This is a genomic window from Streptomyces sp. NPDC059454 (assembly GCF_042749965.1).
In the GTDB taxonomy this organism is placed as follows: Bacteria; Actinomycetota; Actinomycetes; order Streptomycetales; family Streptomycetaceae; genus Streptomyces.
In genome coordinates, this window is sequence record NZ_JBHYVC010000009.1 from 36,097 (window position 1) to 58,726 (window position 22,630).

21 protein-coding genes are annotated in these 22,630 nt (G+C 72.9%); 9 read left to right on the plus strand and 12 right to left on the minus strand.

Going from position 1 to position 22,630, the window contains the following annotated elements; all coding sequences use genetic code 11:
* Positions 1-2: 2 nt before the first annotated feature.
* The gene (locus tag ACFXAE_RS08890; protein ID WP_384710237.1) at positions 3-827 is read right to left on the minus strand and encodes a lysozyme; all 825 of its coding nucleotides are present in this window, start codon (positions 825-827) and stop codon (positions 3-5) included.
* Positions 828-1,089: 262 nt separating this feature from the next.
* Here ACFXAE_RS08890 and ACFXAE_RS08895 point away from each other — a divergent pair, with 262 nt between their 5' ends.
* Positions 1,090-1,584, plus strand: coding sequence for a MarR family winged helix-turn-helix transcriptional regulator (locus tag ACFXAE_RS08895; protein WP_384710240.1), 495 nt, complete (start codon positions 1,090-1,092; stop codon positions 1,582-1,584).
* A 17-nt stretch (positions 1,585-1,601) separates the two neighbouring features.
* On the opposite strand, the gene ACFXAE_RS08900 is transcribed toward ACFXAE_RS08895, so the two are convergent.
* Positions 1,602-2,396, minus strand: a complete 795-nt coding sequence (locus ACFXAE_RS08900) for a protein phosphatase 2C domain-containing protein (RefSeq protein WP_384710243.1) — start codon at positions 2,394-2,396, stop codon at positions 1,602-1,604.
* 395 nt (positions 2,397-2,791) lie between these two features.
* Here ACFXAE_RS08900 and ACFXAE_RS08905 point away from each other — a divergent pair, with 395 nt between their 5' ends.
* The 5 genes from ACFXAE_RS08905 to ACFXAE_RS08925 are packed head-to-tail and all read left to right on the plus strand — an operon-like array spanning position 2,792 to position 9,096.
* Positions 2,792-6,253 (plus strand): nitrate- and nitrite sensing domain-containing protein, encoded by a 3,462-nt coding sequence (locus tag ACFXAE_RS08905; protein ID WP_384710245.1) that lies wholly within the window; start codon positions 2,792-2,794, stop codon positions 6,251-6,253.
* Positions 6,250-6,753, plus strand: coding sequence for a roadblock/LC7 domain-containing protein (locus ACFXAE_RS08910; RefSeq protein WP_384710248.1), 504 nt, complete (start codon positions 6,250-6,252; stop codon positions 6,751-6,753). The genes ACFXAE_RS08905 and ACFXAE_RS08910 overlap by 4 nt, the downstream gene beginning before the upstream one ends.
* A complete protein-coding gene (locus ACFXAE_RS08915) occupies positions 6,750-7,169 on the plus strand; it encodes a DUF742 domain-containing protein (RefSeq protein WP_384710251.1) in 420 nt (139 codons plus the stop codon). Before ACFXAE_RS08910 ends, ACFXAE_RS08915 begins: the two co-directional genes overlap by 4 nt.
* Complete coding sequence (locus ACFXAE_RS08920) at positions 7,150-7,788, plus strand: ATP/GTP-binding protein (protein ID WP_384710254.1); 639 nt, start codon at positions 7,150-7,152, stop codon at positions 7,786-7,788. The genes ACFXAE_RS08915 and ACFXAE_RS08920 overlap by 20 nt, the downstream gene beginning before the upstream one ends.
* A gap of 45 nt (positions 7,789-7,833) precedes the next feature.
* Positions 7,834-9,096: a styrene monooxygenase/indole monooxygenase family protein gene (locus tag ACFXAE_RS08925; protein ID WP_384710256.1), complete on the plus strand. Its 1,263-nt coding sequence runs from the start codon at positions 7,834-7,836 to the stop codon at positions 9,094-9,096.
* Here the strand turns inward: ACFXAE_RS08925 and ACFXAE_RS08930 are convergent.
* From ACFXAE_RS08930 to ACFXAE_RS08945, 4 genes are all read right to left on the minus strand, one after another.
* Complete coding sequence (locus ACFXAE_RS08930; RefSeq protein ID WP_384710259.1) at positions 9,060-10,223, minus strand: NlpC/P60 family protein; 1,164 nt, start codon at positions 10,221-10,223, stop codon at positions 9,060-9,062. The two genes, ACFXAE_RS08925 and ACFXAE_RS08930, sit on opposite strands and share 37 nt — an antisense overlap.
* A gap of 103 nt (positions 10,224-10,326) precedes the next feature.
* Positions 10,327-10,641, minus strand: a complete 315-nt coding sequence (locus ACFXAE_RS08935; RefSeq protein WP_384710262.1) for a hypothetical protein — start codon at positions 10,639-10,641, stop codon at positions 10,327-10,329.
* Between the two features lie 28 nt (positions 10,642-10,669).
* A complete protein-coding gene (locus ACFXAE_RS08940) occupies positions 10,670-11,323 on the minus strand; it encodes a TetR/AcrR family transcriptional regulator (RefSeq protein ID WP_384710265.1) in 654 nt (217 codons plus the stop codon).
* A gap of 25 nt (positions 11,324-11,348) precedes the next feature.
* Positions 11,349-12,287, minus strand: coding sequence for a diiron oxygenase (locus ACFXAE_RS08945; protein ID WP_384710268.1), 939 nt, complete (start codon positions 12,285-12,287; stop codon positions 11,349-11,351).
* Between the two features lie 221 nt (positions 12,288-12,508).
* On the opposite strand from ACFXAE_RS08945, the gene ACFXAE_RS08950 reads away from it, so the two are divergent.
* Complete coding sequence (locus ACFXAE_RS08950; protein ID WP_384710271.1) at positions 12,509-13,108, plus strand: Uma2 family endonuclease; 600 nt, start codon at positions 12,509-12,511, stop codon at positions 13,106-13,108.
* Between the two features lie 18 nt (positions 13,109-13,126).
* Here the strand turns inward: ACFXAE_RS08950 and ACFXAE_RS08955 are convergent, their stop codons facing one another.
* The 4 genes from ACFXAE_RS08955 to ACFXAE_RS08970 all read right to left on the minus strand — a co-directional run bounded on the left by ACFXAE_RS08955 (position 13,127) and on the right by ACFXAE_RS08970 (position 17,417).
* Positions 13,127-14,584 carry a penicillin-binding transpeptidase domain-containing protein gene (locus ACFXAE_RS08955; protein ID WP_384710274.1) on the minus strand — a complete coding sequence of 486 codons (1,458 nt, stop codon included), beginning with the start codon at positions 14,582-14,584 and terminating at the stop codon, positions 13,127-13,129.
* Positions 14,585-14,621: 37 nt separating this feature from the next.
* On the minus strand, positions 14,622-15,983 hold the full coding sequence (locus ACFXAE_RS08960) for an FtsW/RodA/SpoVE family cell cycle protein (protein ID WP_384710277.1): 1,362 nt from the start codon (positions 15,981-15,983) through the stop codon (positions 14,622-14,624).
* A 43-nt stretch (positions 15,984-16,026) separates the two neighbouring features.
* The gene (locus ACFXAE_RS08965; protein ID WP_384710279.1) at positions 16,027-16,794 is read right to left on the minus strand and encodes an SH3 domain-containing protein; all 768 of its coding nucleotides are present in this window, start codon (positions 16,792-16,794) and stop codon (positions 16,027-16,029) included.
* A 116-nt stretch (positions 16,795-16,910) separates the two neighbouring features.
* A complete protein-coding gene (locus ACFXAE_RS08970; RefSeq protein WP_384710282.1) occupies positions 16,911-17,417 on the minus strand; it encodes a protein phosphatase in 507 nt (168 codons plus the stop codon).
* A gap of 109 nt (positions 17,418-17,526) precedes the next feature.
* Here ACFXAE_RS08970 and ACFXAE_RS08975 point away from each other — a divergent pair, with 109 nt between their 5' ends.
* Positions 17,527-18,330: a nuclease-related domain-containing protein gene (locus ACFXAE_RS08975; RefSeq protein ID WP_384710285.1), complete on the plus strand. Its 804-nt coding sequence runs from the start codon at positions 17,527-17,529 to the stop codon at positions 18,328-18,330.
* Positions 18,331-18,560: 230 nt separating this feature from the next.
* On the plus strand, positions 18,561-19,604 hold the full coding sequence (locus tag ACFXAE_RS08980; RefSeq protein ID WP_384710288.1) for a Ku protein: 1,044 nt from the start codon (positions 18,561-18,563) through the stop codon (positions 19,602-19,604).
* A gap of 199 nt (positions 19,605-19,803) precedes the next feature.
* Here ACFXAE_RS08980 and ACFXAE_RS08985 read toward each other — a convergent pair whose 3' ends face one another.
* Positions 19,804-21,489 carry a transglycosylase domain-containing protein gene (locus ACFXAE_RS08985; RefSeq protein WP_384710291.1) on the minus strand — a complete coding sequence of 562 codons (1,686 nt, stop codon included), beginning with the start codon at positions 21,487-21,489 and terminating at the stop codon, positions 19,804-19,806.
* A complete protein-coding gene (locus tag ACFXAE_RS08990; RefSeq protein WP_384710294.1) occupies positions 21,486-22,619 on the minus strand; it encodes a sigma factor-like helix-turn-helix DNA-binding protein in 1,134 nt (377 codons plus the stop codon). Before ACFXAE_RS08990 ends, ACFXAE_RS08985 begins: the two co-directional genes overlap by 4 nt.
* Positions 22,620-22,630 lie beyond the last annotated feature (11 nt).

Consider the following 22,630-nt stretch of genomic DNA (forward strand, 5'->3'; position numbering starts at 1 on the left):
GGTCAGCCCAGCGCGAAGGTCCGCACCCGGTCCAGGGTGCCGTTGAAGAGGTCGTGGTCGCCGACGGTCGGCCCGGTCGAGGTGTACTGCCACATCGTGTACGTGCCCCAGCCGGCGGGCAGTTCGCCCACGGTGGAGGCGTACCGGGCGATCCACAGCGGAGTGGTGGCGGCGAAACCGGCGTAGTTGCCGGTGCACTGCTTCCACCAGCTGGTGGCCGTGTAGAGGACGGCGTTCCGGCCGGTGCGGTACCGGTACTGGTCCAGGAAGTCGCGGATCCAGCTCACCATCGCGCTCTGCGACTTGCCGTAGCAGGCGTCGCCGTACGGGTTCCACTCGATGTCGAGCACGCCCGGCAGGGTCCGTCCGTCCGCGGACCAGCCGCCGCCGCGGTCGACGAAGTAGTCGGCCTGGGCGGCGCCGCTCGCCGTGTCGGGCGTGCCGAAGTGGTAGGCGCCGCGGACCATGCCGACGTCGTAGGAGCCGTCGTACTGCTGGGGGTGGTACGGGTTGGTGTAGTACGTCCCCTCCGTGGCCTTGGCGTAGGCCCAGCGGACGCCGCTGTTCCACAGGGTCGTCCAGGCGACGTCACCCTGGTGGCTGGAGACGTCCACGCCCTCCGTCCGGGTGGTGCGGACGGTGGGGAGTCCGCCGCGGCCGTCGTGGGCGAGCACGCCCATGCCCATGTGGGCGGAGCCGCGCGGAGGGGCACTGGGAGCGGATTCGGCCGCGACGGCCGGGCGGGGGAGGGAGAGCACCGCGAGCAGGACCGCGCCGGCGGTCGCGAGCGCGCGTATGCGGGGGAGGCCGGATCTGTGCACAGGCATGACGCATCTCCGAAAGGTCGGTGTGGGGCGAACCCGGAACGTGACCCACGTCCCATGTGGTGGGCATGCCACGCAATCGCCCGGTAAGGAAATTGCGCACGTGGACCACGGCGGGGGCGGGACGTCCTCCCCACTGTCCGAAAGACGTGGGAGGTGTCCCCGGCCGCCGTTGGTCTACGCCTGCGAAATACTGGTGGAGCTGCGGCGACGTCGCCACTTGGCGGGAAACGTGCCGGACCGGAAAACCGAAGCAGGGGCAGACGTGCACGAAGACGGACCCGGCGGCGAAGAGCACGCCGCCTCCCCAGAACCCGCGCCGGGTGTGGACCAGCCCGGATTCCTCGCGCTGGAACGCGAGTTGACGGTGCTGCTGCGGCGCGCCCGGGCCAGCCAGGGGGAGATGGCCCGCGCGGTCCATCCCGACCTGGAGCCGTCCGCGTACGGGCTGCTGGTCCGTCTGGATGAGTGCGGCCGGCAGCGGGCCACCGAGCTCGCCGCCTACATCGGCGTCGGCAAGGCCACGATGTCGCGCCAGCTGCGCGCGCTGGAGGAGCTCGGCCTCGTCGCCCGTGAGCCGGACCCGGCCGACGGCCGCGCCTGGCTGATCGCCCTCACGCAGGAGGGCCACGCACGGGTCCGCCGGGTCCGCGAGGCCCGCCGCGCGCGCTACGCCGGCCGGCTCGCCGACTGGGACCCCGCCGAGGTCACGGAACTCGCCCGGCTGCTGAACCAGCTGAACCGGAGCGCGGAGAAGTGACCCCGTACGGAGTACCGCTAACGGGGTGACAGCTCGGCGTACACCACCGTCGCGTCGTCGTGCGTCTTGCCGCGACGCGGCGGTACCCGGTCCGTGTCCGCCCGTTCCAGGGACCGCACCCGGTCCACCAGGGACCGGGCGCCCTCCTCGCGGACCAGCGTGAGGCAGTCCGCCCAGTCGCCCTCGTGGAACCTCTCCACCCAGCGCGCCGCACCGTCCGTCAGGGCGGCCAGGGCGCGCACCTCGCCGCGCGGCAGTGAACCGGTGACCGCGCGGGAGGCCACCGAGGGATCCGCCGCCGCCGTGAAGAAGCCGCCCTCCTTGTTGCGCAGCGTGGTGTCCACCAGGACGTGACTGGCCAGGGCCGAGCGGGGCAGCCGGTCCAGCCGGTCGTCCAGCAGCGGGGTGACCGTGCCGCCGGGGGACTCGACGAGCAGGGCCGAGTCGGACAGCACCAGGTAGTCCACCGAGGCCGGTGACCAGCGGGCCAGCGCCACCGTTGCCTGAGGCGTGCGGGGGTGAGAAAGGTCACAGGTCGCCGCGTGGCTCGCGGCGGTACGCGCGAGGGCCCGGGACAGCAGCTCGACCAGGGGAACATCCGGGAGGGAAACGGTCAGTTCGGTCAGCGCCCCGCCCAGCCGCGCGGTGAACCAGGGCACGGAATGAAGGCATCCGCCGCCGTCCCCCGGCGGCGTGACCCCGTCCAGCACCACGAGCGAACCACCCTGCCCGGAGGCCGGAAGCCCGACGCCCGCGAAGTCCTCGTTGGGGCGGCCGGGATCACCGGGCTCCGAAACAAGCTCCGTACGCATCCCGCCAGTCTGCACGAGCTCTCCACGAGGGCCGCGAAAGGCCTTCGCCGATCACCGGATCCCCGCAGCCGCGCAGGTCAGACGCCTGTTTTGGGAGGGAATGCAGTGCTCCGGGAAGACGTGGCGGCGAATATTGCCACCGCCCGCCGCAGACGTCCAACCGGCGTGCCGCGCGGGGCCGCTGCGCGAGGCGACGGAACTTGCCCCCCAACTCACCTCCGGGGTTCACTCCTTCGAGTGGCGGGTCAGGCGATGCGCATCCACTGTCCACGGTCACTGGGAGGGTCGGGGAGCGATGGGGGCGCCTCGCTGTCCGAGCACGGTCAAGAGCTCGGGGTGAACGCCCGCACCCGTTGACGGAGCGTCACCCGGATCCACGGGTACACGAGTCAGGAATGCGAGCACCGGTGCAGAAGTCGCGGCCTCGTCGCAAAGGCAAGCAGACGACCCCCACGGGGGACGCTGAGCAGACGCCCACCGTCGGCAGGGGTCGCCCCACCCACGTACGCAACCGGCTCATCGTCGCCGTGGCCGTGGTGGCCGCCGCGATCGCCGCGGCCGGGGCGCCCTCCGTACTCACGGCCTCCGGGCAGCTCAAGGACGCGCAGGACCTGGTGACGCTCGCCGAGCAGACCCAGGACGCCCTCACCCTGGCGCACTCCCTCGCTGACGAGCGCGACGAAGTCGTCCCCTACATCGCGGCCGGCCGCCCCAAGTCCAAGGCGCCCTCCGAGGAGCACAGCGCCCGCGTCGACCGGCAGGTCGAGGAACTGCGGGCCGACACGGACATCACGCAGGAGCTGCACGAGGGCCTCGACGCCGTCGCCGCCGTGCGCAGAGCGGCGCTCACGGGCAAGAGCAGCGCTCTCGAAGCGCATCAGGCGTACTCCACCGCCATCACGCGACTGCACCGGCTCGCCGAACAGCTGGCGGAGCGGACCCCGCCCCGCGCCGGCTCCGGCGCCCACGCGCTCACCGAGCTGGACTCCGCCGTCCAGCAGGCCGCCGCCACCCGCGGACTGCTGCTCGCCGCGCTGAACGTGCCGAGCACCACCCGGACCGTGATCGACCCGGTCACCGGCCTGCCGTCCACCACCACCAGCTCCTCGGACGCCGACACCGAGCGGCGCGACGCGCTGACCGCCGCCGCGCTCCAGGCCCGGCTCCGCTCCGACGCGGCCCTCGCCGACTTCCGCGAGACCGCGCCCAAGACCGCCCGCACCTCCTACGACTCCACGGTCACCGGCGCCGAGGTCGAGACCGCGGAGAAGTACCTGGCACGCCTCACCGACGAGCCGACGCTCTCCGACGACGACCTCGACACCGGTGTCAAGAAGCTGCAGGCCGCGCTCACCGCGCGGATCGAGACGATGCGCGGGGTGGAGTCCGCCCTCTTCGACAAGCGCACCAAGGACCTCGCCCAGCTGCGCAACGACGACGTCACCGCGCTGGAGATCCGGATCGCGCTCCTCGGCGCCCTGATGCTGCTCGCGATCGGCATCGCCACGGCGATGGCCCGCACCCTGACGCGTCCGCTGTCGGTGCTGCGCCGGGGCTCCGCCCGTCTCGCCGAGGCGGAGGACCCCACCGGCCAGGAGCCGGTCGCCTTCACCGGCCGCAACGACGAGTTCGCCCAGGTCGTCCGCTCCGTCAACGCCCTGCACGCGCACGCCGCCGCCCTCGCCGGGCGGATCGCCACGCTGGAGGCCGACCGCAAGCATCTCGTCGGCCAGCGCCAGAAGATGGCCGACGCCCGCGAGGAGCTGCGCACCGAGCTCGCCGAGACCGCCGCCCATCTGGAACGGCTGCGCACCGGCATCGGCGGTACGTTCGTCAGCCTGGCCCTGCGCACCCTCGGACTGGTCGAGCGCCAGCTCGGCGTCATCGAGGGGCTGGAGGAGCGGGAGGACGACCCGGACCGGCTGGCCACCCTGTTCAAGCTCGACCACTTCGCCACGGTGATGCGCCGGCACAGCGAGAACCTCCTGGTCCTCGCCGGCACCGAGCACGTGCAGCACACGGCGGGCCCGGTTCCGCTGGTGGACGTCGTACGGGCCGCGGTCAGCGAGATCGAGCGGTACGAGCGGGTCCGTATCGCCGCGCTGCCGCCGCACGCGCACATCGCCGGGTTCGCCGCGGACGACCTGTCCCACCTGCTGGCCGAGCTCATGGAGAACGCCACCTCGTTCTCCCCGCCCGACCTGCCCGTCGAGGTCTCCGGCTGGCTGCTGGAGAACGGCGAGGTCATGCTCTCCGTCCAGGACGAGGGCATCGGCATGACCGGGGAGCGGCTGGAGCGGCTCAACTCCCGGCTGTCCGACTTCGACCCGGAGGCCACGTACGACGCGGAGGCCGAGGACGGCCTCGGTCTCGGCCTGTACGTCGTGGCCCGGCTCGCCCACCGGCACGGGGTGCGGGTCCGGCTGCGCGAGCAGAAGCAGGGCGGCATCGCCGCGGTCGTCGTCCTCCCCGATCCCCTCCTGGCGCCCGCCGCCCCCGGCGCGGTGCCCGCCTCCGTCGCCGGCGGCGCCCCCACGTACTCCCTGCCGGGCGCCGACGCCGAGGCCAACTCCAACGTCCTCCACGGCCGCGAGGAGTCGGACGACCCGCTGGTCGCCCTGGCGGAGAAGGCGGTACGCCGGCAGGAGACGGACGGTGGGGAGACACCGGGCGAACCGACCGGGACGGAGGGTTCTGCCGGAGAGGTGGAGGATCCCGCGCCCGGTGACGCGGACGAGTCCTCGACTGCCCTCGCGGAGGAACCGGCGGAGAGCCCCGTCGGGCGGCCTGGGGAGACCCGTGCCGGGGAGATCCGTGCCGAGGACGCCGGCGAGTCGGCGGCGAGTGGTGCCGGCCGGCCGGTGGAGGCGGAGACCCCTGCCGGAGAGGTGAGGGATTCCGCGCGGGAGCGCGCGGGGCACGAGGACGCGGAGGGCGCCGACGCGCCGTCCGAGCGGCCCGCCGAGATCACGATGGAGCTGCTGATCCCGGCCCAGCCGGAGGCGGCCGACGAGCCGGAAACCGCCCGGGACCACGGGACCGACGCCGACCACACCGAACGCACGGCCGTTCCCGGCGCCCGGGGAGCCGGGACCGGCGACACCGCCGGTTCCGACGCCGTACCCCCTGCCGAGCCCGGTACCGACGCCTCCGGCCGGCCGGAGGGCGAGAGCGTTCGCCCGGGAGCGGGTCACGCGGGCGGAAACGACGCCTCGTCCGGGGGCGCGGGCACCACTCCGCAGCCGTTCGGCGTGGGTGCGGACGACGCCGTCCGCCCGGGCGCCGGTCACGCGGCCGGAGACGAGGAGGCCCCTTCCGGTGCCGCGAGCGGGCCGGTCGGCGAGGACACGGAGGGCGCCGCCCACCCGGCCGCGGCCCACAGGGACGTACCCGGAGCGGACGCCGGGTCCGAGGAGAACGCCGGAACGGATGCCGGGCCCGAGAGCCGGCCCACAGCGGCCACCGCCCCCGGGGGCGGCCCCGCAGCCGAAGCCGGGAACCCGGCAGGGCTCCCGCGACGGCCGGACGCCGCGTCCGAGGGCGGCACCGGCGCGGAGCACACGCGCGTCGCCGACGGGGACGAGGACGGGGCCGGGGAACCGGTCACGGCCAAGGGGCTGCCCAAGCGCACGCCGAGGATCACCGCGCCCACCGCGGCCCCGCGCCCGCGTGCCGGAGCCGTGGACGCCGAGGCCCTGCGCCGCCGGCTCGGCGGTTTCCGCCGGGGGGCGGACGCCGGGCGCCGGGACGTCGAGGCGGAACTCGCCGAACGGGCCGGTGGCCACCAGGCGCCGTCCGGCCCGGCCGCCACATCCGAAGAGACCACGGGGGGCACAGTCGAGGAGGCAAGCAGTTGACCGCGACCGGTACTGTCGGACTGAGCAGTGAGGCCCGCAACCTGCACTGGCTGTTGAGCAACCTCGTCGAGGAGGTGCCCGGCATCCTCTCCGTCGCGGTGGTCTCCTCCGACGGTCTGCTCCTGCTCTCCTCCGACGACTCCAGGAACACCTCCGCCCGTGACGCGCGGAGCACGAGGCGCACCGGTCCCCGCGGCTCCGCCGCCGACCTGGCCACCGTCGTCTCCGGCATCGGCAGCCTCACCGTCGGCGCCTCGAAGCTGATGGACTTCGGTCCGGTCAAGCACACGATGGTGGCGATGGACGAGGGCAGCCTGTTCGTGATGGCCATCAGCGACGGCTCCCTGCTCGGCGTGCACGGCTCCGCGGACTGCGACATGAGCGTGGTGGCCTACCACATGGCCCTGTTCGTCGGCCGCGCCGGCCATGTCCTGACGCCGGAACTCCGCAGCGAGCTGCGCCAGTCCCTGGAGAACGAGTCCACCGGGAGTCGCCGATGAGCAAGCCCAGGAAACACCTCCCGGTCCGCGGCGGCGACCGCAAACCCGCCCGGGTCCGCCCCTACTCGCTCACCGGCGGCCGCACCCGCTTCGGCCACGTCCTGCTCGTCGAGACGTTCGTCGGCGCCACCGCCGCGCTCGAAGCCGCCGAGGAGCGCAAGGAGCTGACGAACGGCAACCTCACCTCCCGCGTGATGCCGGAGATGCGGGCCATCGTCGAACTGTGCCGCCGCATGCGAACGGTGGCCGAGATCGCCGCGCTGCTGAGGATGCCGCTCGGCGTGGTCCGCGTCCTCCTGAGCGACCTCGCGGACCAGGGAAAGATCCGTGTCTACGGAACGGGAACCGGCCACGGCACGGGCCGCCCGGACCGCGCGCTGCTGGAAAGGGTGCTGAGTGGACTCCGCCGTCTCTGACGCCGCTCGCGGTGTCTCCCCGCTCGTCGAGGACGACGAGCCCCTGCTGCCCTGGCAGAAGGACCGCACCCGCGCACCCGTCGCCACGAAGATAGTGGTGGCGGGCGGTTTCGGCGTCGGCAAGACCACGCTGGTCACCACGGTCTCGGAGATCACGCCCCTGGAGACCGAGGCGCTGATGACCGAGGCGAGCGTGGAGCACGACGACCTCACCGCCACGCCGGACAAGCTCACCACCACCGTGGCCATGGACTTCGGCCGCATCACGCTCGACGACGACCTGGTGCTCTACGTCTTCGGCACCCCCGGTCAGCAGCGGTTCTGGTTCATGTGGGACGACCTGGTGCGCGGCGCGATCGGCGCCGTCGTGCTGGCCGACACCCGCCGTCTGAAGGACTGCTGGCCGGCCCTGGACTACTTCGAGAGCTGCGGACTGCCGTACGTCGTCGCGGTCAACCACTTCGACGGCAGCGAGCGGTTCGCCCCCGAGGACGTGCGGGAGGCGTTGACGATCCCCGCGCACATACCTGTCATGATCATGGATGCGCGCCGCCGGATCTCGGTCATCGAGACCCTCCTGTCCCTCGTGGGCCACGCGCTCGACGAAACCCCCGAGTAGTCCCCCGAGCAGTCCCCGAGCAGCCCTCTTAGGAGCGTCCCCCGTATGCGGAAGATACTCGTCGTCGGAGCCGGCCAGTCCGGTCTCCAGTTGGCCCTCGGCCTCCAGTCGCACGGGTACGAGGTCACCCTGATGTCCAACCGGACCGCGGACGAGATCCGCAGCGGACGGGTGATGTCGACGCAGTGCATGTTCCACACCGCCCTGCAGCACGAACGCGACCTCCAGCTGAACTTCTGGGAGTCCCAGGCCCCGAAGATCGAGGGACTCGGCGTCTCGGTCGCGGCTCCCGGCTCCTTCGACCCGGGCCCGTCGCAGCGCGCGATCGACTGGCTGGGCCGGCTCGACGGGTTCGCGCAGTCGGTGGACCAGCGCGTGAAGATGGCCGGCTGGATGGAGACCTTCGCCCAGCGCGGCGGCCAATTGGTCATCCACGGCGCGGCGGTCGGCGACCTCGACTACTTCTCCCGCACGTACGACCTCGTGCTCGTCTCGGCGGGCAAGGGCGAGCTCGTCCAGATGTTCGCCCGCGACCCGGAGCGCTCCCCGTACAGCGAGCCGCAGCGCGCCCTCGCCGTGGCCTACGTCCACGGCCTCGGCCCGCGTCCGGAGCACCCGGACACGGAGGCGGTCCGCTGCAACCTGGTCCCCGGGGTCGGCGAGATGTTCGTCATGCCGACCCTCACCACCTCGGGCCGCGCCGACATCCTGTTCTGGGAGGGCATACCCGGCGGCCCGCTGGACGCCTTCAAGGACGTCAAGGACCCGGCGGAGCACCTCTCCCTGACCCTGGAACTCATGGAGAGGTTCCTCCCCTGGGAGTACGCGCGGGCCACCAAGGTCGAACTGACCGACGCCGGCGCCACCCTCGCCGGCCGCTACGCCCCCACCGTCCGCACCCCGATCGGCCGGCTGCCCTCCGGCGGCCTCGTCCTCGGCGTCGCCGACGTGGTCGTCGCCAACGACCCGATCACAGGACAGGGCTCCAACTCCGCCTCCAAGTGCGCCGCCTCCTACCTCGCCTCGATCCTGGAGCACGGGGAGAAGGAGTTCGACGAGACCTGGATGCAGGGCACCTTCGACCGCTACTGGGAGACGGCCCGGCACGTCACCAAGTGGACGAACGCCATGCTCGCCCCGCCGCCGGAGCACGTCCTGAACCTGATCGGCGCGGCCGGGCAGCTCCAGCCGGTCGCCGACCGCTTCGCCAACGGCTTCGACGACCCCGCCGACTTCGAGAACTTCTTCTACGACCCGAAGAAGACCGAGGGCTACCTGATGGAGGTCTCGGGCGCGTCCGGCGCGTGAGCGGAGCCGTACCCCTCGTCGGACCCCTCCGTCGTCCCCTCGGGGAGCTCCGGCGGCACGTACCGCCGCAGCGGCTCCCCGGCCGGGTCGGGGCGTACGGCGCCCAGCACCGGGTTGGCCGCGATCGGGGAGACCTTGATCCGCGCGCCGGGCCGGGGCGCCTGCACCACCATGCCGTCGCCGAGGTAGAGGGCGACGTGCGTGGCCTCCGGGAAGTACACGACGAGGTCCCCCGGCCGCAGCTCCGCCAGCGGCACCCGCTCCAGCCGGACCCACTGCTCCTGGCTGGTCCGGGGGATCGGCGTCCCGGCGGCGCCCCACGCCTTCGACGTCAGCCCCGAGCAGTCGTACGCGGCGGGCCCCTCCGCGCCCCACTGGTACGGCTTCCCGAGCTGCGCCACGGCGTGGCGCACGGCCCGTTCACCGGCAGCCGAGGGAGGAGCGCCGCCGCCGCCCAGCGCGCCGGAGGTCACCAGCTCCTCCTGTGCCTCGGCCACCGTGTCCCGTTCCAGCTCGGCCAGCGCGGTGAGCTGCTCGGCGGTGAGCGAGGCGAGGAGTTCCTCGACCGCGCGGAGCCGTTCGAGGACCTCGTCCCGCTCCTCCTTGCGCCGCTCGGTGAGGGCGAGCCGGGCGTCGAGGGCCTTGCGTGCCCGGCGGGCCAGCGCGTCGGCCTCCTTCTCGGCGCCGGTCAGCCGACCCACCGTCTCCGCCCGCTCCCGCGCCAGCTGCCCGATCACGTGTCCCTGGTCGAGCGCGCGCTGCGGATCGCGCGCGAGCAGCAGCCGTACGTACGGGGAGAGACCGGTGACGCTCTGGTACTGCTGGCGGGCCAGCCGTCCGGCGGCGCCCCGGCTGTCGTGCAGGGAGAGCCGGGTGCGGGCGAGGGCCCGGTCCAGCCGCCCGGCCTCGGCGCGCTGCCTCCGCAGCCGTTCCTCGGTGGCGTTGTAGGTCTCGGTGGCCTTCCCGGCCTCCCGGTACAGGGTCCGAAGCTCCGTCAGCAGCTCGGCGACGGAACGCTCGCCGGTGCCGCCGCCCGGTTCCGGGACGGCCGCCGCGGGCGCGGGCGCGAGGGCGGCCCCGGCCGCCAGCGCCGCCGTGCACACCAGGCGCAGAAGCTTTCCTGACACACCATCACCTCCGACGCGGGGCGGCTCGTCCGCTCCGCATCGCGAGCATCGGGCGGGTACGCGCGGTCCGCTCGCCGAGTGTGCGCGGTTCGGCGCAACCCGGTCACCCGTCGGCGTCGTCCGGCTTGCCCTTCGGCGTGGCGTCCGGACCGGGCGCGGCCTTCGACCACGGCCACCTCCGGCGGTCGCCGGCCCGCCCCGTGGGGTCGTACAGGTACTTCCAGCCCCGGGTCAGCCCGGTCCGTGCGCTCTGCGCCCGGGGCACCCGCCGGTAGACCAGCACGGTGGGCGGGCCGCCGTCCGGGGCCGGGACGGGGATGCGGTACGTCTTCGGCGGGTGCCCGGTGATGCCCAGCAGCACGGGCAGGACGCGCCCGTCCATGGGTCCGCCCTCGAACGGGGTGTCTTCGCTCTTCACACCCTCAGTGTCGGCGATGCGCGGGCCGTCAGAGGTCCGCGGCCAGCGCCTGTACCAGCTCATCGGTCTGCGCGTCGCGCCGCGCGGTCACCGTGAGCACCGCCACGAACTGCTCCACGAGCCAGTCCCGCAGTTCGTCCACGGGCGGCTGCTTGTCCTCGTCGAGCCAGATCAGGGAGGCCGCCTCCACGGCGGTGATCCACATCCGGATCGTCATCCGCAGCCGGGGTCCGGGCCCGGCGACCCCGAGGTGGCTGAGGATGTGCTCGGCGGCGGCCCGCCGCACGCCGTCCACGATCGCGGTCGTACGGGAGGTCTCCACGACGCTCCCGCCCTGGAGCAGCGCGCTGAACCCGGCGTCGTGCCGGCCGACGAAGGCGAGGTAGCGGTCGAGGGCCCGGGACAGCCGGAGCAGCAGCGGGCCCTCGTGCGGCTCGTCGAAGCAGTGCCGCAGCTCGTCGGCGGCGGACATCAGGGCGGCCTCGTACAGCTGCTGCTTGCCGCCCGGGAAGTACCGGTACACCAGGGGACGTGACACGCCGGCCGCCTCCGCCACGTCGTCCAGGGAGACGTCCTCCGGGACGCGGTGGGCGAAGAGGGAGAGCGCGGCTTCGAGCAGTTGGCTGCGGCGTTCCTCGACGCTGAGCCGCCGGTAGGCGGGGGTGGAGGCCTGCGGGGTCATGCCCGCAGGGTATCCGCCCGCCCGTCTACGCGAGCAGTCCCGACGACTTCCACAGCCGTCGTCCGGCCCCGCGCAGCACGCCGATGTCGTCGAGGAAGTCGGTGAGCTTCCTCGCCCCCTGCCGCATCACGTCCCGCCGGTGTCCGCTCGCCCTGACCTGGGCGACGGCCGCACGCCTGTCGAGACCGACGTTCGTGTACACCTCGGGGTTCACGAAGGCCCCGGAGAACACCCGGGCGAACTCTCCGGAGGTGACCCGGGTGAACTCCTGAGACCACTTCGGGGCGGTCACCATCTGGCGGCGCAGCTCCTCACGGGCGTAGCGCACGTGCCGCGCCTCCTCGACGACGTGGATGCGCGTGACGCCCCGGATCAGCGGCTGGACCCGCTCGTCCGGGAAGGTCAGCCGCTGCATCCAGTCCAGGACCTCCTCGCCGAGCAGGGTCGCGGTGAAGGAGCCGGGAGTGGTGGAGATCGTCTTGAAGAGGCGGCCGAGGTTCTGGTGGACGCGGCTCACCGGGTACCAGGGGGTGCCGCCGCGGGTGACCAGCCGGGCGAACATCTTCGAGTGCCGGCACTCGTCCTCGATCTCGGTGAGGGCGTAGCGCACGTGCGCGCTCGTGGCGGCCTTGTCGTAGACGTGCCGGACCAGCAACTGCATCAGGATCAGCTCGAACCAGATGCCCAGCGAGGCGAGCGCGGCGGCCTCGTGCCGCGAGAGCAGGAGGCGCTGCTCCTCGCTCATCCGCTTCCACATCGGGGTGCCGTACAGCGACACCAGCTCCGGTGGCCAGAACCACTTGCCCTCTTCGAAGGGCGCGTCCCAGTCCAGCTCCTCGTCCGGGTCGAAGGAGTGCCTGGCGGAGGCGTCGAGCAGCCGCTGGGCCACCTGCTCCCGGTCCTTGAGCAGCCCGAGCGCGTCCCGCAGGCCATCGAGGGCGTCGGCTTCCGACAGGGTCGTCATGGCGGTTCCACCTCGGGGCGTCTCGGGTTACCGGCGGGTCACCCATTTATGAGACTGCCTGTCAGCAAGGTCGTCAATCCCTCGGGCACGACTTGTCGACGACCGGTCCACCGGGTGGACGCGTCAATGGCGCGCCCCGGATCACCTCTTGGAGCGTCGTCTCGGCGTTCGTCCTGGGTACGCTGACGGTACCGGTCAGACTGCAGCACATGGGAGCGATCATGAGCGCCGCACGCGACTACGGGCTGGACGACGACTACGAGTGGCCTCGTCCGCCGGTGGGTGGCTGGACGGCGGACGACCTCGACGAGCTTCCCAACCTGCCTCCGCACACGGAGCTGATCGACGGGAGCCTCGTCTTCGTGAGTCCGCAGACCAACTTCCACTCGCGCGTCATCCGCCTCCTGGACAACGCTCTGCTGGCTCAAGCGCCGGACGAGCTTGATGTCCAGCGTGAGATGACCATCAAGCTCAACCAGCGCAACCGCCCGGAACCCGACATTCTGGTCTTCAAGGCGGACGCCGATACCGGCCCGGGCCAGACCTGGTACCGGCCGGAGGACGTCGTGCTCGCCGTCGAGGTCGTTTCCAAGGACTCGGAGGAGCGAGACCGTGAAGCGAAGCCGCGGAAGTACGCGACCGCGGGCATCCCGCACTACTGGCGCGTCGAGCAGAACGACGGACTCCCCGTGGTCTACGTCTACGAACTGGACCCCATGACCAAGTCGTACGTACCGATGGGCATCTTCCACAACCGGCTCAAGCTCACCGTCCCGTTCCCGATCGACATCGACCTCACCGCCGTCGACCGCCGCCGCTGATCGAACAGGCTGCCCCGCCTACGACTTCAGCACCGCCTCCATCACCGCCCGCGCGATCGGCGCCGCCGTCCCGCCGCCGCTGATCTCCCGCCGGTTCGCCGCCGCGTCCTCGACCACCACCGCGACCGCCACCTTCGCCTCCATGTCCGCACCGCCCTGCGCCCAGGAGATGAACCAGGCGTACGGCGTACCGGAGTTGCCCAGCCCGTGCTGGGCGGTGCCGGTCTTGCCGCCGACGATCGCGCCGGGGATCGCGGCCTTCGTGCCGGTGCCGTCCTCCACCACGCCCCGCATCAGCTCCCGCATCCGTGTCGCCGTCGTCGGATGCATGGCCCACCGCACCGGACGCGAACCCGCCGTCGACATCGTGCCGCCGCCCGCCCGCGTGGTCCGCTCCACCAGATACGGCTCCCGTACCTGCCCGCCGCCCGCCACGGCCGCCGCGACCGTCGCCATCTGCAGCGGTGTCGCCCGGGTGTTGTACTGCCCGATCGACGACAGCGCGAGCTGCGCCCGGTCCACCGTGGTGTCGAAGGTGCTGCGCGCCACCCGGAACGGGACCCGCACGTCCGGGGCGTTGAAACCGAAGCTCTCCGCCGAGGTCTTCATCCTGTCCACCCCCGTGGTCACCCCCAGCCTGGCGAACACCGTGTTGCAGGACCGGACGAACGCCTCCCGCACCGAGGCGTCCTCGCAGCCCTCGGACCCGTTGGTCAGCCGGGTCCTCGTCCCCGGCAGGGTGTACGGGTCGGGGGAGTCGGTCGGCTTGTCCAGGTTCTTGACCACGCCCGCGTCCAGCGCCGCCGCCGCGGTGACCACCTTGAACGTCGAACCCGGCGGATACGTCCGCTGCACCGCCCGGTTCAGCATCGGCCGGTCCGGATCGGCGTTCAGCCGCGCCCAGGCGTCCCGCGCCGCCGCGCCGTTCCCGGACAGCAGCGCGGGATCGTACGACGGGACCGACACCAGCGCCAGGATCCGGCCGGTCGACGGCTCCACCGCCGCCACCGCGCCCTTCCGTGAGCGCAGCCCCTCGTACGCCGCCCGCTGCGCCGCCGGATCGATCGTCGTCACCACATGGCCGCCCGCGTTGCGGGAGCGCGTGAACTCGTTCCACAGCGGCAGCGGCGCGAGTGCCGGGGTGGCCCCGGACAGCAGCCCGTCCTCCGTGTGCTCCAGCAGCGTCGTGCCGTACTCCTGCGAGGCGAAGCCGGTCACCGGGGCGTACAACGGACCGTCGCGGTACGTCCGTTCGTAGCGCAGATGCTCCCCGGTGTCCCGCGAGCCGGTGACCGGCCGCCCGTCGACCAGGATGTCGCCGCGCGGCTGCTGGTAGCGGGCGATGGCGGCCCGGCGGTTGGCCGGGTTGCTCTCGTAGGCGTCGGCCCGCAGGACCTGCACGCGGGCGGCGTTCACCAGCAGCGCCACCAGCAGCAGGGCGCAGAACATCGCGGCGTGCCGGATGTGCCGGGTCACCGGAGCACACCCCCGCCGCCGCGCCGGATACGACGGCTCACCGGACGGCACCCCCGCCGCCCTGCCGCCGCGCGGAGTCGCTCAGCCGGACCAGCAACGCCACGATCGCCCAGTTGGTCACCACCGACGAGCCGCCCTGCGCCAGGAAGGGCATCGCCATCCCGGTCAGCGGGATCAGCCCGGTCACCCCGCCCGCGATCACGAACACCTGGAGCGCCACGAGCGAGGCGAGGCCCACCGCGAGCAGCCGTCCGAAGGGGTCGCGCAGGGCCAGCCCCGCCCGGTAGCCGCGCTCCACCAGCAGCCCGTAGAGCAGGAAGATCGCGGACAGTCCGGCCAGCCCCAGCTCCTCACCGGCCGTCGCCAGGATGAAGTCGGACTTGACCGCGAAGCCGATGAGCACCGAGTGCCCGAGCCCGAGCCCGGTGCCGAGCGTCCCGCCCTCCGCGAAGGCGAACAGGGACTGGGCGATCTGGTTCGGGCCCTCGCCCGCCTCGATGGAGCCGAACGGATGCAGCCAGGTCTCGATCCTGTGGTGCACGTGCGGCTCCAGCCGGCCCACCGCCACCGCCCCCAGCGAGGCCAGCAGGAGCCCCACCGCGATCCAGCCCGTGCGGCCGGTGGCGACGTACAGCAGGACCACGAACAGGCCGAAGAACAGCAGCGAGGTACCGAGATCCCGCTCCAGCACCAGCACGCCCACACTGACCAGCCAGACGGCGACGATCGGGCCGAGCACCCGCCCGGTGGGCAGCCGCAGCCACCGCACGCGGCAGCCGGCGTAGGTGAGGGCACCCCGGTTCGCGGCGAGGTACGCGGCGAAGAAGACCGCCAGCAGCACCTTCGCGAACTCGCCCGGCTGGATGGAGAACCCGGCGACCCGGATCCAGATCCGGGCCCCGTTCACCGCCGGGAAGAGGATCGGGACCGTCAGCAGGACCAGTGCGGTGGTGACACAGACGTAGGTGTAGTCCTGGAGCACCCGGTGGTCGCGCAGCACCAGGACGACCGTGATGAACAGTGCCACGCCCAGCGTCGACCAGACCAGCTGGGTCGGGGCCGCCGGATCGCCCGGCGTCTCCAGGTCGAGCCGGTAGATCAGCACCAGGCCGAGGCCGTTGAGCAGCACTCCGATGGGGAGCAGCACCGGGTCGGCGAGCGGGGCGCGCCAGCGCACCGCCAGATGGGCGACCAGCGCGAGCACGCCGAGCCCGGCGCCGTAACCGGCGGCGCCGGGCGGGACGGTGCCGTTCCTGGCGAGGCCGACGGCGCAGTAGCCGTACACCGACAGCAGGACGGCCAGGACGATCAGGGCGAGTTCGACGCCACGGCGCCCGGTGACGCGGACGGTGGGCGTGGGCGGATCCGCCGTCGCCAGGGTGATACCGGCCTTGCTCATGTCCGGAACTTACCCATACGGGGCACCTTGTGTGCTTCGCTCGTCAGCACCAGCGTGGCGCGGGACCGATGTTGTCGATGTGGGCGGCGGGGCCCCACGCCCAGGTGCCGTCCGTGAGGAGGTACCAGAGGGGGTTGCCCTCCACCTTGTCGCCCGGGACCTTGCAGAAGATCGAGACGACGTCGCCCTTGTGGGCGTACCGGATGACCTGCGAACCCCGGTTCGGGGCGCTGCGCAGGGCCAGGGACGGCGCCGTGACGACACCCTTGTACTCGCCCTGGTCGCCGTGGTTGCCGCCGGCCTGGTTGTTGAAGTCGCCGTTGCCGCCTTGCTGGTTGCCGCCGCCCTGCTGGTCGGCGTTGCCGTTGCCGCCCTGCTGGTGGCCGTTGCCGCCCTGCTGGTTGCCGCCGGCCTGGTTGTCGAAGTCGCCGTTGCCGCCCTGCTGATGTCCGTTGCCGTTGCCGTTGCCGCCTTGCTGGTTGGCGTTGCCTTGCTGGTGGCCGTTTCCGTTGCCGCCTTGCTGGTTGCCGCCGCCCTGCTGGTTTCCGTTGCCGTTGCCTTGCTGGTTTCCGTTGCCGCCCTGCTGGTGGCCGTTTCCGTTGCCGCCTTGCTGGTTGCCGCCGCCCTGCTGGTTTCCGTTGCCGTTGCCTTGCTGGTTTCCGTTGCCACCCTGCTGGCTCCAGTTCCCCTGGCCGCCGCCCTGGTTCGGGTCGTCGGCGGCGACGGCGGGGGTGACGGCGGTCGCGACCGCGAGGGCTCCGGCGGCGAGAGCTATGGGCAGACGGCGGGTGAGCGGGGGACGCAGGGACATGACAGTACCTCCACATGCGGGGAAACGGGTCGAAGGAGACTTATCGCCACACTAGGAGTGGCCCTCCGCGTCCGCCCGCCCTACTGCGCCATCGGGGATGGCGCCACCCGCTCCGCCTACTCCGTCAGCTCCTCCAGCAGCCGCGCCGTGGGCAGCCCGGCGCGGAGGTAGTCGACGAACAGGTCGTTGTGCAGGGCCCAGGACGAGCGGCGGGAGCGGATCAGCCGGATCGCCGCCTCGGCGGTCCGGCCCTGCCGTATCAGCGCGTGCGCGACCACCAGGCCCGAGCGGTTGTACCCGTGGTAACAGCGCACGAGGACCGTACGGCCGCCGTCCAGTGCCTCGCACGCCGCCTCGGCCAGCCGGATCACGCCCGCGAGCTGCGTCCCGTCCAGCGGCCCGTCGGGTATCGGCCACACATGGTGCTCGACCCCGGGATCCGGCCCGTGCCCGGGCAGCCGCAGCAGCGTCTGTACAAGATCGAACTGCCGGTTCACCACGGCGAACTCCAGCCGGCCGGAAAGGCCCCGGAACTCGTGCCCGCCCATCCACAGGCCGGGCACGATCTCGTTCCACGGACTGTCCGGAGCCGGTACGTCGGGTTGCCTCCTGCGGGTACGCAACGGCGCCTCCCCACCCTCACCGCCCAACTCCTCTCAAAGGTAAACGGCTTCTTGCCCCTGGAGCACCCCGCCTGTTCCCATGGAGGTGAGGCAGGAACGGTGGTGCCGCATGAACGGACTGCGCGTCGTACCGACCTGGCGGCACGGCCGGGAAAGGCTGTACGTCTGCCTCCCGGACGGCAGGAGCATCGCCTGGTACGACCGTGAGACGGCCAGGGTGAACCTGCTCGGCGGGGATCACGAGGAGGACGTGCTCGCCGCACTGGGCCCCTTCCTCACCGGCCCGGTCTCGGTCGGCCCGCCCCCGGTTCCCACCCCCGCCGAGCTGGCGCGTCTGGCCCTGCACCCCGACGACGACCTCGCGCCGAACCGCCCCGGCGAGGCACTGCTGATCGACCTCGACCGCAACCCCGGCCCGGACCGCCGCCTCCGCCCCGACCCGCGCCGCAGGGCGCTCACGGCGGAGCGGACGGTGGGCGAGGCCCTGGACCGCATGGACGGCGCCGGCTGGCACGCCCTGCACTCGATCCCGCTCCCCGGCGGCGACCGCATCCACCACCTGCTGATCGGCCCCGGCGGTCTGTACGCCGTCCACACCCTGTACGCCCACCGGCAGCGGGTGACGGTCGCCGACCCCCGGGTCGGCCTGGGCCGCCACGAAACGCTCCCTCTGCTGCGCCGGGTCCGGGCCGGCGCCGACCGTGCCTCCTACGCCCTGACGGCCGAGGTCCGCCCGGTGCTCGTCCTGGTCGGCGCGTCGGCCGTGACGATCCCGGCCCCGCCCCGCGAGGTGCGCGTCCTGACGGACGCCGACGTGGAGGCCCTGACCCGCACGGGCGGGGTCCTGAAACCGGCCGACGTGGAGGCCCTGCACGCGATGGCCCGGGACCGGAACACCTGGGCCCGACTGTGACGCCGTGACCTGCCGTGACCTGCCGGGGTCACGGGGCGGTCCCCCATGGCGTCACGACGTGACCGGGGACGCGGACCCCGGGCCGGCCGGCCGGTACGGCACGTCCTCCGGATCGCCGGGTGCGAGCCGTCGCCCTCGTCCCAGCGGGAAGCATCATAAGATGGGAATCTCGCGCAAAATATGACACATGCCCCGACGGTGATCGGCGGGCGACCGGAAAGGTGCCGCACATGAGATCCATCTGGAACGGCGTGATCTCGTTCGGCCTGGTCAGAATCCCGATCAAGCTCGTGAACGCCACCGAGAGCCACGCGGTCCCCTTCCGCGAGATCCACATGGAGGACGGTGGCCGGATCCGCCACCGCAAGTTCTGCGAACTGGAGGACCGCGAGGTCACCGCTCAGGAGATCAGCAGGGGCTACGAGGAGGCGGACGGCACGATCATCCCGATCACCGACGAGGACCTGGCCCACCTGCCGATCCCCACCGCCAGGACGATCGAGATCGTCACCTTCGTCCCCGAGGACCGGATCGATCCGCTCCAGCTGGGCGCCGCGTACTACCTGGCGGCGGGCAGGGCGCCGGCCGCCAGACCGTACACGCTCCTGCGGGAGGCCCTGAAGCGCGGCAACAGGGTGGCCATCGCGAAGTTCGCGCTGCGGGGCAGGGAGCGCCTGGGCATGCTCCGCGTGGTCGGCGAGGCGATCGCCCTGCACGGTCTGCTCTGGCCGGACGAGGTCCGCGCCCCCGAAGGGATCGCCCCCGACGCGGACGTCACCCTCCGTGACAAGGAGCTGAACCTCGCGGACGCCCTGGTGGACGCCCTCGGTGAGGTCGGCATGGAGGACCTGCGCGACGAGTACCGCGAGGCGGTGGAGGAGGTCGTCGCCGCCAAGATCTCCGGCGAGGCCCTGCCCGAGGTGCCCGAACCGGAGCGCGGCGTCGAGGTCCTGGACCTGACGACGGCCCTGGAGCGGAGCGTCCGCGCGGCCCGCGGTGAGCCGGAGGAGGCCGAGGTCAAGCGGTTGCCGCAGCGCAGGACGTCCCGCTCGTCCGCCAAGGGGACCGGCGGGAAGTCCACGTCGACGGTGGAGAAGAAGACGGTGTCCTCGGCGCGGAAGCCGACGTCGAAGGCGGGCCGGGCCGAGAAGAGGACGACGGTGAAGAGCACCGCCGGGAACACGGCCAAGAGCACGGCCAAGAGCGCGGCCGGGAAGAAACCCTCGAAGAAGACCCCGGCGACGAAGACGGCCTCCCGCAAACGCTCGGCCTGACCCGCCACGGAAGCCGCCCGCACGCCGGCGCCCCGAGGACGGCGCGCGGACCACCGGCTCCACCTGCGCCACCTGCGCCACCGGCCTCGGCACCCGGCGCGCCCGCACCGTCACCGTCGACCATCGGCCGTCGCGGTGGCGTGTGCGTCGACGCGGACCGCGTCCGCCACCCGGCCCCCGAGTCGGCATGCGCGAGACGTCACGAACCACCCGCCCATCGCCCTGTCTCCCCCGCCAGCTCCTCCGCGTACTCCGTCGGGGACGGATCGCTCGGCAACTGCGCGGGCACGGTGGTGTTCTTCTTCGCGCCCGGCCGGTCGGCGAACAGCGCCACGGCCAGGGTGAGCCGGGAGTCGTACCCGACGGACCAGACGGTGCGCCGGGTGATTCCACCACCGGCCCCGGCGGTGAGGAACACGCCGCTGCCCTCCTCCCCGTCGGCCCGGGCGGCGACGGGAACGGTCTGCCCGCCGAATCCCTGCCGCGCCCGGGCCGTCACCACGAACGCGTCCTTCTCGTCCAGCACCCGCCGGGTCTCCGGGCGCGCGGTGTGAACGGTCCGCCCCTCACGGGTGATCCGGTCCACCGTGCGGGGCTTCGCGTACACGCCGTCCGCCGCCACGGCCGCGTACGCCGAGGCCAGCCGCAGCGGCGTCGGCGCCGCGGACCCGTGCAGCCCGCGCAGCGGACCGCGGAGCCGTACGCCGGCGAACGGATCGAGCGCCGAGCCCGCCTCCACCGCCCCGCTCACCGCGTCGTTGAACGGCTGCCGGGCGTAGTCCGCCCCGCCGTACAGCACCCGTACCGCCCCGTCGCCCGGTTCGATCCCCACCACCGCCGTGTGCACCCGGACACCGCCGTCGCCGGAGCCCTTCGTCCGGTCCTTCACCGACTCGGCGGTGGCGTCCTGCAACGCCAGGTCGAAGGTGGTGTGCACGGTGTAACCGCCGCGCGCCAGCTGGTCCTCGGTGATTCCGAGCCGGCCGGCGGCCTCCTTCGCGGCCACGTCGATCAGATACTGCCGCTGCCCCTCCGTCCCGCCCGGCGGATAGAACCGGAACGCCGGGAAACGGGCGGCCGCCCGCTGCCCGCCGGTGATGCCGCCGCCGGCCTCCATCGCGTCGAGCACCCACTCCCACCGGTCCCGGAGCGTCGCCGTCACCTTCGGGTCGGAGCCCGCCTTCTCGTAGTACGAGGGGATGTTGACGATCGCCGCCAGCGCCGCGCCCTGGGAGACGGTGAGGTCCTCCGGTGCCACGTCGAAGTAGTTCCGGGCGGCGGCCCGGACACCGGCGGCGCCCCGGCCGAAGTACACGGTGTTGAGATAGCCCTCCAGGATCGCGTCCTTGTCGCGCGTACGGTCGAGCTTGACGGCGATCAACGCCTCACGCGCCTTGCGCGTCAGCGACCGCTCCGGGGTGAGCAGGGCGTTCTTCACGTACTGCTGCGTGATCGTGGAACCGCCCTGCGGGGCGCCGCCGGACACCGTGGCCCACACCGCGCGGGCGACGGCGCGCGGGGACACCCCGGTGTCCGTACGGAAGGACCGGTTCTCCGCGGCGATCACCGCGTCCTGGACGTGCCGGGGCACCTGGGACAGCGGCACCTCCTGCCGGTCGACCGGACCGCGCCGGCCCAGATAGGAGCCGTCGGCGTCGACGAAGACCGTGCTCTGCACGACGGTCTCGGGATGCGGTTCGGGAATGACGGTCAGCCTGTACGCGACCACGGCCCCGCCGCAGACGAGGACGACGAGCGTGAGGCAGGTGACGAGCAGCCGCCGCAGCAGGCGCCCGCGGTTGCGGCGGAGGCGGATGCGGAAGGGCACGCGGGGACGGTCCGGGGCCCTGCGCGGGAGCCGGCCGGCGATCGGAGGCAGCCTCATGAGCGCCACGCCCCGACGCGCACCGGCCGTGCTGCCACCGAGGGCCCGAGGTCCGACCGCACCAGGACGTCACCGGACGCGTCGTACACGGTGACGGTCCGACCACCGCCGGCCGCGGTTTCCGCCGGCGACGTCTTCGCGTACCACACGCCCCACCCCGGACTGCCCGCCAGCATCAGGACGTTCGCGGTGACCGTCCTGCCGCCGGTACGGATCTCGACGCGGGCGGGGTCGGCGGACAGGCCGTGGTACACACCGGACTGGAAGTACGTGCCGTCGTCGAGTTCCTCGCCCTGGACAAAGACGCCCGCCCCGGTGCGGTCGAGGTTTCCGTCGTTCACCGGGCGGAACCGGTTCGACGCCTGCGGGGAGGACCAGTGCTGCCCGTCCGGAGTCAGCCAGACGTCCACACCCGGGGCGACGGCCACCCGCTCCCCGGGGGAGACGATCCGCACCGGCCCGGGCGCCGGACCGTCCGGCGCCTCCGACGCCCCGGTGGCGTCGCCGCCCCCGAGGGGACCGGCGGCGAGGACGGCCGGCGGGGCGAGCAGCAGGGCGCACCCCGCGGCGAGGACTCCCGCCCGCCGTCGGCGCCGCAGCGCGCCCTCCCGCCGGATGCCGTCGAGCGGAACGGCCGACGGCACGAAACCGGCGAGCACCGCGGCGAACTCCGCCCGCCTGTCGCAGGCCCGGACGCGCTTCCCCTCGCGCCGCAGCACCGCGCGCACGGCCCCCGCCGAGCACCCCAGCACCTGCGCGATCTCGGCCGCGCCCAGCCCCTCCCCGTACCGCAGCACCAGGACGACCCGGCGGCGGCCGCCCGTACGGCCCGCCTGCCCGCGCCGGTACAGCCGGACCAGGGACCGTCGTACATGGAAGTCGACGTCGCCGCGCGGAATCCGCCGCCACCGCGCGCACACCCGCACCAGCGTGCGCCGCGCCAACTCCTCGGCGTCCGGCGCGCTTTCGGTGAGCAGCCGCGCGGTGACCACCAGCCGCGGCCAGCGGTCATGCGCGTACTTGGCGAAGTCACCCTCGCCGGGCCGCACTTGGGGCGGACACGCCGGGCGGAGAGGGGAGTACGCCACGTCCGTGACGGCGGGGCGATGGATCCCGGCACCCGTGTTCAACGTCTTCCTCC

Coding starts and splice junctions, on each gene's coding strand:
- ACFXAE_RS08960 (WP_384710277.1), bottom strand. CDS start 15,983: ATGAGCAAGGCCGGTATCACCCTGGCGACGGCGGATCCGCCCACGCCC.
- ACFXAE_RS08925 (WP_384710256.1), top strand. CDS start 7,834: ATGCGGAAGATACTCGTCGTCGGAGCCGGCCAGTCCGGTCTCCAGTTG.
- ACFXAE_RS08975 (WP_384710285.1), top strand. CDS start 17,527: ATGAACGGACTGCGCGTCGTACCGACCTGGCGGCACGGCCGGGAAAGG.
- ACFXAE_RS08940 (WP_384710265.1), bottom strand. CDS start 11,323: ATGACCCCGCAGGCCTCCACCCCCGCCTACCGGCGGCTCAGCGTCGAG.
- ACFXAE_RS08900 (WP_384710243.1), bottom strand. CDS start 2,396: ATGCGTACGGAGCTTGTTTCGGAGCCCGGTGATCCCGGCCGCCCCAAC.
- ACFXAE_RS08915 (WP_384710251.1), top strand. CDS start 6,750: ATGAGCAAGCCCAGGAAACACCTCCCGGTCCGCGGCGGCGACCGCAAA.
- ACFXAE_RS08945 (WP_384710268.1), bottom strand. CDS start 12,287: ATGACGACCCTGTCGGAAGCCGACGCCCTCGATGGCCTGCGGGACGCG.
- ACFXAE_RS08980 (WP_384710288.1), top strand. CDS start 18,561: ATGAGATCCATCTGGAACGGCGTGATCTCGTTCGGCCTGGTCAGAATC.
- ACFXAE_RS08890 (WP_384710237.1), bottom strand. CDS start 827: ATGCCTGTGCACAGATCCGGCCTCCCCCGCATACGCGCGCTCGCGACC.
- ACFXAE_RS08965 (WP_384710279.1), bottom strand. CDS start 16,794: ATGTCCCTGCGTCCCCCGCTCACCCGCCGTCTGCCCATAGCTCTCGCC.
- ACFXAE_RS08985 (WP_384710291.1), bottom strand. CDS start 21,489: ATGAGGCTGCCTCCGATCGCCGGCCGGCTCCCGCGCAGGGCCCCGGAC.
- ACFXAE_RS08905 (WP_384710245.1), top strand. CDS start 2,792: ATGCGAGCACCGGTGCAGAAGTCGCGGCCTCGTCGCAAAGGCAAGCAG.
- ACFXAE_RS08950 (WP_384710271.1), top strand. CDS start 12,509: ATGAGCGCCGCACGCGACTACGGGCTGGACGACGACTACGAGTGGCCT.